General features: G+C 55.1%; 13 protein-coding genes and 1 rRNA gene. 11 read left to right on the forward strand and 3 right to left on the reverse strand.

Annotated features, from left to right (window positions below; all coding sequences use genetic code 11):
• Positions 1 to 68: 68 nt before the first annotated feature.
• Both AC222A_RS12055 and AC222A_RS12060 read right to left on the reverse strand, forming a co-directional pair.
• On the reverse strand, positions 69 to 857 hold the full coding sequence (locus AC222A_RS12055) for an amidohydrolase (RefSeq protein WP_372748691.1): 789 nt from the start codon (positions 855 to 857) through the stop codon (positions 69 to 71).
• Positions 854 to 1996, reverse strand: a complete 1143-nt coding sequence (locus AC222A_RS12060) for a methionine aminotransferase (protein WP_486775034.1) — start codon at positions 1994 to 1996, stop codon at positions 854 to 856. Before AC222A_RS12060 ends, AC222A_RS12055 begins: the two co-directional genes overlap by 4 nt.
• A gap of 69 nt (positions 1997 to 2065) precedes the next feature.
• On the opposite strand from AC222A_RS12060, the gene AC222A_RS12065 reads away from it, so the two are divergent.
• The 6 genes from AC222A_RS12065 (at position 2066) to AC222A_RS12090 (ending at position 6688) form a co-directional block, all read left to right on the forward strand.
• On the forward strand, positions 2066 to 2926 hold the full coding sequence (locus AC222A_RS12065; protein WP_372748689.1) for a DMT family transporter: 861 nt from the start codon (positions 2066 to 2068) through the stop codon (positions 2924 to 2926).
• Positions 2927 to 3014: 88 nt separating this feature from the next.
• Entirely contained in the window at positions 3015 to 4637 is a 1623-nt protein-coding gene (locus AC222A_RS12070; RefSeq protein WP_372749408.1) for a long-chain fatty acid--CoA ligase, read from the forward strand.
• 30 nt (positions 4638 to 4667) lie between these two features.
• Positions 4668 to 5198, forward strand: a complete 531-nt coding sequence (locus tag AC222A_RS12075; protein ID WP_372749407.1) for a shikimate kinase — start codon at positions 4668 to 4670, stop codon at positions 5196 to 5198.
• Entirely contained in the window at positions 5191 to 6051 is an 861-nt protein-coding gene (gene purU / locus AC222A_RS12080) for a formyltetrahydrofolate deformylase (protein ID WP_372749406.1), read from the forward strand. Before AC222A_RS12075 ends, purU begins: the two co-directional genes overlap by 8 nt.
• A gap of 26 nt (positions 6052 to 6077) precedes the next feature.
• Complete coding sequence (locus AC222A_RS12085) at positions 6078 to 6353, forward strand: hypothetical protein (RefSeq protein ID WP_372749405.1); 276 nt, start codon at positions 6078 to 6080, stop codon at positions 6351 to 6353.
• A complete protein-coding gene (locus tag AC222A_RS12090) occupies positions 6350 to 6688 on the forward strand; it encodes a DUF3301 domain-containing protein (RefSeq protein WP_372749404.1) in 339 nt (112 codons plus the stop codon). Before AC222A_RS12085 ends, AC222A_RS12090 begins: the two co-directional genes overlap by 4 nt.
• A gap of 69 nt (positions 6689 to 6757) precedes the next feature.
• On the opposite strand, the gene ilvC is transcribed toward AC222A_RS12090, so the two are convergent.
• Complete coding sequence (gene ilvC / locus AC222A_RS12095; RefSeq protein WP_372749403.1) at positions 6758 to 8233, reverse strand: ketol-acid reductoisomerase; 1476 nt, start codon at positions 8231 to 8233, stop codon at positions 6758 to 6760.
• 131 nt (positions 8234 to 8364) lie between these two features.
• On the opposite strand from ilvC, the gene ilvY reads away from it, so the two are divergent.
• The 5 genes from ilvY to AC222A_RS12120 form a co-directional block, all read left to right on the forward strand.
• Complete coding sequence (gene ilvY, locus AC222A_RS12100; RefSeq protein ID WP_486775035.1) at positions 8365 to 9249, forward strand: HTH-type transcriptional activator IlvY; 885 nt, start codon at positions 8365 to 8367, stop codon at positions 9247 to 9249.
• A gap of 77 nt (positions 9250 to 9326) precedes the next feature.
• Positions 9327 to 10148: a CDP-diacylglycerol--serine O-phosphatidyltransferase gene (pssA, locus tag AC222A_RS12105; RefSeq protein ID WP_372749923.1), complete on the forward strand. Its 822-nt coding sequence runs from the start codon at positions 9327 to 9329 to the stop codon at positions 10146 to 10148.
• Between the two features lie 55 nt (positions 10149 to 10203).
• Positions 10204 to 11181 (forward strand): protein-methionine-sulfoxide reductase catalytic subunit MsrP, encoded by a 978-nt coding sequence (gene msrP, locus AC222A_RS12110; RefSeq protein WP_372749922.1) that lies wholly within the window; start codon positions 10204 to 10206, stop codon positions 11179 to 11181.
• Between the two features lie 19 nt (positions 11182 to 11200).
• Positions 11201 to 11803 (forward strand): protein-methionine-sulfoxide reductase heme-binding subunit MsrQ, encoded by a 603-nt coding sequence (locus AC222A_RS12115; protein WP_372749921.1) that lies wholly within the window; start codon positions 11201 to 11203, stop codon positions 11801 to 11803.
• A 490-nt stretch (positions 11804 to 12293) separates the two neighbouring features.
• Positions 12294 to 12418 (forward strand): 16S ribosomal RNA (locus AC222A_RS12120); the annotation flags it as partial.

Consider the following 12418-nt stretch of genomic DNA (forward strand, 5'->3'; position numbering starts at 1 on the left):
TACAGAGCGAATGGTACTGTGGCGGCTGTCATGAAATTTTTTTGTTCATTGCGGGCAACCTCCGCAACCTAGATCTGCAAGTCAAATTCGTCTGCATCGAGCATTGCCGGAAACTTCTCACGGAAAGCCTCCAACTCTGACTTCTCCAGCGTTGCGAAAATAATCTCAGGGTGGTGTTCTCGCGCCTGCGCCAGTGGCTGGCCTTTAAAGTCAATAATGGCGCTGTCACCACTATACGCAATGTCGTTGCCGTCTTCACCGACGCGGTTCACCCCGATCGCGAAGCTGAGGTTTTCTATAGCACGCGCAACTAACAGCGAAGACCAAGCGTGGCGACGTGGTTCGGGCCAATTGGCAACATAGACCAGCACATCGTAGTCATTGCGATTGCGACTGAACACTGGAAAGCGCAGGTCGTAACAGACCTGCAGACAGAAGCGCAGCCCGCGAAATGGCACTACGCAGCGCTCGCGACCGGCACGGTAGTGCTCGTGCTCTCCAGCCATGCGAAACAGGTGGCGCTTATCGTAATGGGTTTCACCCTCGGGGCTGACCCAATACAGGCGGTTGAAGTAGTGATCGTCTTGTTTTACTGCCACCGAGCCGGTAATCGCGCAGTTGTGCTGTGCACTAAGCCTGCGCATCCAGTCGAGGGTCGGGCCGCTGTCTGGAGTCACAGGTTCGGCCATCGTTTCCGGTGTCATGGCAAAACCGGTGGTAAACATTTCCGGCAGTACAACCAGGTCGGCGCGCCTGTCGAGATTGGCGGCACAATCGGCGATAAGTGCTTCGAAATATTCGCGGTTGCGCTCGGGCTGTTGCCAGTAAAGGGCGCTTTGCAGGGCATAAACGTTCATAGAGCTTTCAGTTTTTCGGCGGCGTCGCGCAGCGTCTGTTCGCGCTTGGCAAAACAGAAGCGGATGACGCGGCTTTGCGGTGGGGTTTCGTAGAAGACCGACAGGGGAATGGCAGCTACACCGTGTTCTCGGGTCAGTCGCTGGCAGAAGTCGAGATCGCTTTCATCGCTGATTGCGCTGTAGTCAGCCAGCACAAAATAGGTGCCCTGGCTCGGCAGGAGGTTAAAGCGCGAGCCCTGCATGGCGCTCACAAAACAGTCGCGCTTTGCGCGGTAAAATGCACCCAGTTCATGCACCTCAGCGCTACATTCATTTAGCATATCTGCCACTGCATACTGGGCCGGAGTGAAACTGGTGAAAGTGACAAACTGGTGCACCTTTCTGAACTCGTGGCTGAGCGCCGGCGGCGCAACGCAGTAACCCAGCTTCCAGCCGGTTACGTGAAAGGTTTTGCCGAACGAGGAAATAACAAAACTGCGCTCTGCCAGCGCTGGATAGCAATGTGCGCTGTTGCGCGCGTTTTCAAATACAATGTGCTCGTACACTTCATCGCTGATCACAAACAGGTCATGTTGTTCGGCAATACGCTCCAGTTGCCGCCAATCATCGTCTGTAAACACCGTGGCTGTGGGGTTGTGGGGGCTGTTCACCATGATCAGGCGGGTGTTGGGTGTAATGCTGTCTTCAATACGCTGCCAGTCGGGGCGGTAATCGGGTGGCAGCAGTGGCAGGCGTGTACAGGTGCCGCCAGCCAACGCGATGGCGGGTTCGTAGCTGTCGTAGGCGGGGTCCAGCAGAATGACGTTGTCGCCGGGCCGAATCACCGTCTGTACCGCCACAAACAGAGCCTCGGTTGCTCCCGAGGTCAGGGTGATTTCCGTCTCGCTGCTGACCTTGCGGTGGTAGCATTCGCGGATCAGTGCGGCAATCGCCTCGCGCAGCTCTGGCACGCCATTCATCGGCGCGTACTGATTGCGCCCGGCGCTGGCATGCGTATTGAGGCGATCCAGCAGAAACTCGCTGGCCGTGAAATCCGGGAAACCCTGCGACAGGTTAATGGCGCCGCAATCGGCGGCCAGCGCCGACATGACGGAAAAAATGGTTGTGCCCACATGGGGCAGTTTGCTGTCGATATTCATATAATGCCGAGCTTTCGTTAATCGTCGCATTCTGCGCGAGCCACTCGCTCGCGTCCAGTGGGAGAGCCTTTGCCACCGTTATCTCTAATCCTTGTAGCACTCACCGCGATTGTTGCCATGTCGGCGGTTCCGGTGCTGGTCAAATCCACGGCGGCCAACGAGGTCACTATCGGGATTGCACGGCTGGTGATTGCCGCGGGGGTGGTCAGTATTCTGGTTGCCGTGTCACCGGCGCGATTACGCGCGATACGTGCGCACCAGTGGCGGCAGCTGGCGGTGATCGGCGCTGTTTTTGCCGTTCACTGGCTCACCTATTTTGCCAGTATCAAAATGGCGACGGCGGTAATAGCGGCAACCGCCATTGCCACGTACGGGGTGCAGTACCTGTTGCTGGCCTGGTGGTTCAATCGCGAACCGGTGCGCGGCGCGGAATGGCTGGCCATGCTTGCCTGCCTGGGGGGCTGTGCCGTCATGGTGCCTTCGCTGAGCCTGTCTGACTCGGTTACGGCAGGTATTGTCGTGGGGCTGGTTAGTGGTTTTCTCTATGCCTGTCTGCCTCTGCTGCACCAGCGCGCGGCGGCACTGTCCAATCTGCAGCGCACCTGGGGACAGTTCAGTTTTGCGTTGCTGTGTTTTCTGCCATTGTGGCCCTTGGCCGACTGGTCGCTCAGCAACACCGATTATTTGCAGCTGTTGACGCTTGGACTGCTCTGTACGGTGGTGGCGCACGGCCTGTGGGTGAAGGCGAGTACCGAATTGCCCCCGGTTTTTACCGGCATTATTTACTATGTCTATATTCCGCTCGCCATGATCAGCAGCAGCGTATTTCTCGACGAGGCGATCACTGCGCGAAAGTTGCTGGGCGCGGGCATGATCATTGGTGCCAGTACGCTGGTTACGCTTTACCGTTGGCAGCGCAGTCGAGCATGAATCGACTTGTCACCCGGCGACGTAACACATAATCTCTCAGACAGATATTTGATTACCTGTTCCGCACAATAAAACAGAGGAGCGAACAATGCTTGCACCGATGATGGAAAGCCCCTTGCTGATTTCCGGCCTGATGGAGTTTGGGGTGGTCAATCACCCGGAGGCGGAAATTGTCAGCCGTAAGGTAGAAGACAACAGCATTCACAGAATAACTCAGTTGGGCGCAGCAAAGCGCACCCGGCAGCTTGCCAACGCGTTGCTCAATTGGGGAGTTAAGCCCGGTGACCGCATTGCCACGCTGGCTTGGAATACCTGGCGTCACTACGAGGTGTACTACGCCACGGCTGGTATTGGCAGTATTTGCCACACAATTAATCCGCGATTGTTTCCTGAGCAGCTGGAATACATCTTCAATCACGCTGAAGATCGCATGCTGTTCATCGATTTGAACCTGCTGCCGCTGGTGGAAGCCCTGCGCGACAAGTTGCCCCACCTGCAGGCCATCGTAGTGATGTGCGATAAAGAATACATGCCTGACAGTAAAATCGATGGGCTGATCTGTTATGAGGAGTTTATTGCTCCGCATAGCGAATCTTTTGAGTGGCCGCAATTTGACGAAAGTACCCCTTGTTCTCTCTGTTATACGTCGGGCACTACCGGTAATCCGAAGGGTGTCATGTATACCCATCGTTCGACCGTGCTGCACGCCATGGGTAGCCTTCACGCACAGGCACTGGATATCAAGGCTGATTCGGTGATTTTGCCGGTGGTGCCGATGTTCCACGTTAATGCCTGGGGTATTCCCTATGCGGTAACTATTACCGGCGCCAAGCTGGTGTTTCCTGGTGCCGCGATGGATGGCGCCAGCTTGTGGGAATTGATCAAAAGCGAGGAGCCGACGCTGCTGGCGGGAGTGCCTACGGTTTGGCTGGGGTTGCTCAATCACCTGGACAGCATTGGCGAAACCATGCACAGCGTACAGACGGTGGTGGTAGGTGGTTCCGCCGCGCCGCTGTCGATGATCAAGGCCTTTGATGAGAAGCACGATGCGTTTTTGTTGCATGCCTGGGGCATGACCGAAATGTCTCCGATTGGTACGGTAAATGCGCCGACCAAAGCCATGCTCGCTATGCCGAAGGAAGAACGCTACCAGCAGCAGCGCAAGCAGGGGCGGCCGGTATATGGCGTGGATATGAAAATCATCGACGACGACGGCAACGAGCTGCCTCGAGATGGTAAGGCCTACGGGCGTTTGATGGTGCGCGGCCCGTGGATAGTGAACAGCTATTATAAAAGCGACAAGCTTGCGACGGAGAATGGCTGGTTTGATACCGGTGATGTTGCCACGATTGATTCGCACAATACGATGCAGATTGTGGACCGCAGCAAGGATGTGATCAAGTCCGGCGGTGAGTGGATTAGTTCCATCGATCTGGAGAACGTCGCGGTGGGACACCCGGCGGTCGCGGAGGCCTGCGTGATTGGTATTCCTCATGAAAAATGGCAGGAGCGGCCGCTGTTGCTGGTGGTATTGAAAGATGGCGCCAGTGCCAGTGAGGCAGATATCCTCGACTATCTCAAACCCCAGCTGGCAAGCTTCTGGGTGCCGGATGCCGTCGTCTTCCGCGACGACCTACCGCACACGGCCACCGGTAAGCTGCTGAAGGTTCCGCTGCGTGAGGAATATGCAGACTTTTACATTAAAAAGTGAATTAAAGGGTGAGTGCAGAGGCATGGCACTATGACCCGGCGCAGCAATATCACTCTGATTGGCATGCCCGGGGCGGGCAAAAGCACCCTGGGCATTCTGCTGGCCAAAGCGTTGGCCAAGGATTTTGTCGATACCGACGTGCTGATCCAGCAGCGCCAGGGTTGTACGCTTCAGGCTTATCAAAAGGCGCATGGTCTCGAGGCCTTTGCCCAGCTTGAGGCTGAGGTAGTCGGTGCGCTGACGCTGGACAATACCGTGATCTCTACGGGCGGCAGCGTGGTGTATTCCCGCGAAGCAATGAGCCGGCTGGCCGTGCACTCGGTAGTTGTATTTATTGATGTGCCGCTCGATGTGTTGCAACAGCGTATTCACAATATGGAGAGCCGGGGCATTGTGCAGAAACCGGGTCAGAGTTTTGAATTGCTATTTCAAGAACGCTGGCCTCTTTACGAGGCCGCTGCCGACATCCGGATAGAGGCCGATCACCATGCCATGGATGCAGTGTTGGCGTTGATGATTGATGCGCTGAGTAAAAACCACCAGGGAACAGCGGATGTCTGATTACACGCCTTATGTGCTCACCTTCAAGTGCCCCGATCAGCTGGGCATTCTGGCGCGGGTGTCAAATTTGATGTACCAACGCGGTGCGTTTATTACCGAGGTTTCGCAGTACTCGGATCCTTACACTCGTAGCTTTTTTTCGCGCATGGTATTTGATGATCGCAGCATGGCCTGCAATATCCATGACTTTGTGGAAGAGGTGAAGAGCCTTGCCCAGACGCTCGGCATGGCTTATCGCCTGCGGCCCCTAGCTGACAAGCCGCGCATTCTGCTGGCCGTGTCTAAAGATGACCACTGTCTGAATGTGTTGCTTACCAAGTGGCGCTCCGGCGCACTGCCTGCAGATATCGTAGGTGTGTTCTCCAACCACGAAGATTGCCGGGGCTTGGTAGAGTGGTACGGCATTCCTTTCCATCACCTGCCAGTGGCCAAAGAAACCAAGCCGGCACAAGAGGCAAAAATTCTCGCGTTGATGGAAAGCGAGCGTGCGGAGCTGCTGGTGCTGGCGCGTTATATGCAGATTCTTTCTGATGATCTGTGCGCCAGGTTGGAAGGCCGCGCCATTAATATTCACCACTCGTTTTTGCCGAGCTTTAAAGGTGCCAGGCCTTATCATCAGGCGCATCAGCGTGGGGTGAAAGTGGTTGGCGCCACGGCTCATTATGTAACTGCGGTACTCGACGAAGGGCCCATTATCGTGCAGGAAGTGAAGCCGGTGAATCATACCTTTACCATTGAACAGCTGGTGCACCTTGGTCACGATATCGAGGCAACGGCGCTTTCTCACGCGGTTCGTCTGCATTGTGAAGAGCGTGTGGTACTCAACGGCGAAAAAACCGTTATTCTTCAGTAAGGGAATGGATCGCACAGGCTCGCACCGTGAAAAAGCACCTGATGTTGTACGCGCAATTAGCCTTGGCTTGGCTGGCACTGGCTCTGGGTGTGGTATTTCTGTTTTCCCCTGTACCGTTGGGCGTTGCCTTTATTGCGCTGGGTCTTTCCCTGTTGGTTTATGCGAGTGAATCTCTAGAACGTAAGGTGCGGGCTTTTCGTGGGCGTCATGCGGGGCTCAACGGGCACTTGGTCCGCTTTGAGGCCAGGCTCAATAACCGCGTAAAGTTTCTGGGTGATGCTATGCAAAGAACCCGTCCATGATTGAACTGTCGGATATTGCGCTACTGCTTATTGTCGGGTTGGCCGGCAGCTATTTCTGGCAGGCCCACGGTATTCGTGAGATCGCCCTGCGTGCAACACGCCTGTATTGTCAGCGCGAAAGCCTGCAATTACTGGATGACAGCATTGCCTTGAGGGCGCTGTGGTTAAAGCGCGACAGGCGTGGCCGCTGGCGATTCTGGCGGGGTTACCAGTTTGAGTTCACGGTAACTGGCGACGAACGCTATGTGGGAAGAACTGTCACTCTGGGCAAGCTGGTGGAATCGGTGCAGGTGCCCCCTCATCGCATGCCGGATGATGAGCACACGCTTCACTAAAAGTGCGTGTTGGCACCAAAAAAAAGGGGCCCTTGTGGGGCCCCTCTGGTTTGCCGAAGATGCTTGTGGTTAAACAATCTTCTTCATGGCAGTCATGTAGCCGCGCAGTTTGCGGCCGATAACTTCTACCGGGTGGTTACGCAGCGCTGAGTTGATGGCAATTAGCTGCTGGTTGTCCACGCCGTTGTCAGAAACGTCCAGACCTTTGCCGATGACATCGGTTTTTACCTTGCTCATAAAGTCTTTGAGCAGCGGCTTGCAGGCGTGGTCGAACAGGTAGCAGCCGTACTCGGCGGTATCGGAGATAACCACGTTCATTTCGTACAGCTTCTTGCGCGCGATGGTGTTGGCGATCAGGGGCGTTTCGTGCAGTGATTCGTAGTAGGCAGACTCGTCTTTGATGCCCGCAGCAACCATGGTTTCGTAGGCCAGTTCAACGCCAGCTTTAACCATCGCAATCATCAGAATGCCATTGTCATAGTATTCCTGCTCGCTGATGTCCATGCTGCCGGTTTCTGCTTTTTCAAAGGCAGTCTCGGCGGTGGCGGCGCGCCAGCCCAGCAGGTTCTTGTCGTCGTTGGCCCAGTCGTCCATCATGGTTTTGGAAAAGTGGCCGCTCATGATGTCGTCCTGGTGCTTTTCATAGAGCGGACGCATGATGTCTTTGAGCTCTTCAGCCAGTTCAAAGGCTTTGACCTTGGCGGGGTTGGACAGGCGATCCATCATGTTGGTGATGCCGCCGTGCTTGAGGCCTTCGGTGATGGTTTCCCAGCCGTACTGGATCAGCTTGGAGGCATAGCCGGGGTCGATGCCTTCTTCGACCATTTTGTCGAAGCACAGAATAGAGCCGGTCTGCAGCATACCGCAGAGAATGGTCTGCTCGCCCATGAGGTCAGACTTCACTTCTGCAATCGGTGAGGATTCCAGTACACCGGCGCGGTCGCCACCAGTGCCAGAGGCCAGTGCTTTGGCGATTTCCAGGCCGTTGCCGTTGGGGTCGTTTTCGCGGTGGACCGCGATCAGGGTGGGTACGCCAAAGCCACGCTTGTACTCTTCGCGCACTTCGGTGCCGGGGCATTTCGGGCACATCATCACTACGGTGATGTCCTTACGGATCTGCATGCCTTCTTCAACCAGGTTGAAACCGTGAGCGTAATCCAGGCAGGCGCCTTCTTTCATCAGTGGCATAACGGCAGAAACGACGGCCGTGTGCTGCTTGTCAGGGGTTAGGTTCATTACCACATCGGCACTGGGGATCAGTTCTTCGTATGTGCCAACGGTAAAACCGTTTTCAGTGGCGTTCTTCCAGCTCTGGCGCTTTTGTTCAATGGCTTCGGCGCGCAGGGCGTAAGACACGTCTAGGCCTGAGTCGCGCAGGTTAAGACCCTGGTTCAGACCCTGTGAGCCGCAGCCCACAATAACGATTTTCTTGCCTTTCAGAATGTCACAGCCGTTGGCGAATTCGCTGCGATCCATAAAGCGGCACTTGCCGAGTTCCTGCAGTTGTACGCGCAGGGGCAGGGTATTGAAGTAGTTCTGACCCATGGAGGAGGCCCTCGTTCTGGTGAATGTGGTTAAAAACTGGGCGGCCACCATAGCAGGTCGTTTATATTGCGTAAAATGATATATAGTGAATATTGTGTTGCTATATACGCAATGCTGCATCGAGGGGCGGAATGAACATCAAAGAACTTGAAATTTTCACTCATCTTGCCAAGTCCCTGCATTTCGCTAAAACCGGGGAGGCCATGCATCTGAGTGCCTCGGCGGTCAGTCGAACCATTCAGCGTGTCGAACAAGAGCTTGGCGTGTCTCTGTTTGAGCGAGATAACCGGCGGGTGGTGCTTACCTCGGCCGGTCGCGAGGTGCAGCGCTACGCTGAGCAAGCTCTCGCCAACTGGCAGGGGCTGTTGCAGCGTCTCCATCAATCCGGGCGCGACCTCAGCGGTGAACTGAGCGTGTATTGCTCGGTCACGGCGGCATACGCGGTGCTGGGGCCTTTGCTAGAGATATTCAGGAGTCGCTACCCCCGCATTGAATTGAAACTGCACACCGGGGATCAGGCCGATTCGCTCGAGCGCGTGGCAGCGGGAGAGGAGGATATAGCCATTACGGCGCGGCCGGAGCAGCTGCATCAGCGACTGGCCTTCCAAGTGTTAACGCACTCACCATTGCGTCTGATTGCGCCCACAGTGCCCTGTGCCGTGTCGGCATTGGCGGATCAGCCACAGCTACCGTGGGGTGAATTGCCGGTAATCATGTCGGAACGTGGGGTGGCTCGGGTGGAGTTGGAGCGCTGGTTCAAGTTGCACGGCATTCGTCCCAACATCTATGCGCAGGTCAGTGGTCACGAGGCGATAGCCAGCATGGTGGCGCTGGGTCTGGGGGTGGGGGTGGTTCCCGAGTTAGTGCTTGCCAACAGCCCAATAGCCGACAAAGTGAGGGTTTTGCCGCTAGCCGACGAAATGAAGCCCTTGGCAGTGGGGGTGTGCACGCTGAAACAGCGGCTGGATAACCCCCTGATTCACGCCTTTTGGCAGGTCGCAGCGTCAGTTGCGTGATGTTGCTACAATGAGGTGTTTAGTGGCTGCAGGTATTGGTATGCTGCGCCCCTGTGTCAACACGCGTGGAGTTCGCTGTGTCTGAAGTTGAAAATGAGATTGAGCATAATAACGATGACCGCCGTGAGTCGCTGTTGCTGATTGACGATCACGAAGAAGAGGTCTCGATTAATGGGCAGAAGGTGCGTCGCCGCGGTATTTATCTGCTACCCAACCTGTTTACCACGGCAGCCCTGTTTGCGGGATTTTACGCCATTGTTTCCGGCATGCGCGGCCAGTTTGAAACGGCAGCCATTGCCATTTTTGTGGCTGGTGTACTCGATGGTATGGATGGCAGGGTTGCTCGCCTGACCAATACACAGAGTAAATTTGGTGAGCAGTATGACTCGCTGGCCGACATGGTGTCCTTCGGCGTAGCGCCGGCGCTGATTATGTTCAGCTGGTCGCTGGGCAGTTTTGGCAAGCTCGGTTGGGCGGCTACCTTCATCTATATCGCATGCGCGGCGTTGCGCCTGGCGCGCTTCAATACTCAGATCGCCACTACTGACAAAAACTATTTTACCGGGCTGGCCAGCCCGGCCGCTGCGGCGGTGATCGCGGGCACCATCTGGGTGTGTGCCGATGAGGGTTTATTTGGCGGCGAGGTCTCTTCGGTGTTGTCCTTTTTCAGTGCGGTGCTTACCGCCGTGATAGGCCTGCTCATGATCGTCAATATCCGCTATAACAGCTTTAAAGGTATCGATTTGCGGGGCCGCGTGCCCTTTGTTGTGATGATCCTTATTGTTATTGGTTTTGGGTTGGTTTCGGTGGACCCGCCTCGGATTCTACTTGGTATTGCATTGGCCTATGCTCTGTCTGGTCCAGTGATGGCTGTCTATCGTAGAACGCAAGCTAGTTAGTAAGGGAGCTTTCCGCCGTTTTGCTGGTCAGAGCTCTTAAGCCACGGAGACTGACATGTTGATCAAACAAGCGGCGGATATCCCTGCCTCTGAAATTACCCCAGAGAGCGTTTACCTTAAACGCCGCGAACTGATGCGGGGCGCCGGCCTCTTTGCGGCATCCAGCTTGGTGCCATCGGCGCTTCTTGCGAGCTCTGAGTTGGCGCCACTCTCCGCGCGAGAGGCTTCATCGTCGATGGCGGCTCAAGGCTTCTATACCAACGAAGACAAAACTCCCTTTGAGGACGTCGCGCGCTATAACAATTTCTACGAGTTCGGTACGGACAAAAGTGACCCGGCTCGTTACGCGCAGGAGCTGACCGTTGATCCCTGGTCGGTGCAGGTAGAGGGTGAGGTTGCGCGGCCGGGAACCTATTCGCTGGATGACTTGCTCAAAGGGCTGGATCTTGAAGAGCGGGTTTATCGTCTGCGCTGTGTTGAGGCCTGGTCAATGGTGATTCCCTGGATTGGCGTGCCCCTGCACCGATTGCTGTCCAGGCTTGAGCCCACGTCAAAAGCCAAATACGTTGAATTTACGACCCTCTATCGGCCGGCAGAAATGCGCGGTCAGCGCTCCCGGTTCAGCACGATTGACTGGCCCTATGTAGAGGGCCTGCGGTTGGACGAAGCTATGAATCCGCTGACTCTTATGGCGACAGGTCTTTACGGGCGGGAACTCCCCAAGCAAAACGGTGCCCCCTTTCGTTTGGTGGTGCCCTGGAAATACGGTTTCAAAAGCATTAAGTCCATCGTCAAAATCCGGCTGTCGGAGCAACAGCCCCGTACAACCTGGCAGGATCTTGCTCCTCGAGAATACGGGTTCTTCGCTAATGTGAATCCGGAAGTTGACCATCCGCGCTGGAGCCAGAAGTACGAGCGCCGTCTGCCCAGTGGTCTATTCAGTCCCAATCGCATCAAAACGCAGATGTTCAACGGCTATGCCGATCAGGTCGCGCATCTCTATAAAGGCATGAATCTACGGCGCCATTATTAATGGTGTGGCGCAAGGGCTTATGATGGCGTGGCGAAAGGGTTTGCTGTTTCTGGCCTGCCTTCTTCCGTTAGCCAGTTTGGCGCTGCAGCTGATTACGGGCGACTTAGGGCCAGACCCCGCAAAACGGCTGATACTTTTCACGGGCGGATGGTCGCTCAACTTTCTGCTGCTGACGTTGATGATTTCACCGCTGCGGGTTTGGTTACGGCGACCGTCATTGATCCGCTACCGCCGCATGCTGGGTTTGTTCTGTTTCTTTTATGCCACCCTTCATGCGTTATGTGTGGGCACCTATCTATTGGGATGGGAGTGGTCGATATTCAGGGAGGAGCTGCAGGAGCGCCCCTATATGTTGGTCGGCTTTTTTGCCTGGCTCACTCTGCTGCCGCTAGCGGCTACCTCTAACCGCTTTTCCGTGCGCCATTTGGGTCGCCGCTGGCTGATTTTGCATCGGCTGGTATATGGCACATTGGTTTTGGCACTGGTTCATTTGTTCTGGCTGGTGCGGTCCGATCTGGCGGAGGCCGTCTTGTATGGTCTCGCCGGCAGCGCGTTATTGCTGTGGCGCCTACGGCGTAGTCGGTTTTTTGTCCGGTTTGGCTGTAATTTGGCCAATAAGTAGTTGTTTTTAAGTTTTTTTCTCGAGGGGTATTGCGTCATTCAAGAGGCGTCTATATAGTTCGCCACCCTCGAGTCTGGCAACAGATATCGGGTGTAAGCAAAGAGGTTTTGGTGGTGTTGAGCGGTTGCTTGATAGTGCTAAAAAGAGGAGTCGTCTCCTCGCTGATAAAGCCCTCGAAACTTTTTTAAAGAAAATTAAAAAAGTGCTTGCAGCGCAGAGTAAGGTGTTTATAATGCGCATCCTCGCTTAGGGGGACACACCTTGAGCGACTTCGAAAGCCCTGGCGGCTTCGAGTTATTTAACAAATCGAGATTAAGTAATTTGTGTGGGCACTTGTGTGGTGATGTGACGACAATCATATCAGATACAAGTGACTCGTAAATTCATGAATTTGAATACGATTCTAAGTATCTGAGCCGAGATTTTGAAAGGTAAAGCGAGGCAATCGCGTAACCTTTCCATCATGCACTTTGTGCTGATGTAAAAGATTAAACTGAAGAGTTTGATCATGGCTCAGATTGAACGCTGGCGGCAGGCCTAACACATGCAAGTCGAGCGCGAAAGGTCTTCGGACTGAGTAGAGCGGCGGACGGGTGAGTAACGCGTAGGAATCTA

The sequence above is a fragment of the Litorivivens sp. genome (assembly GCF_057445395.1).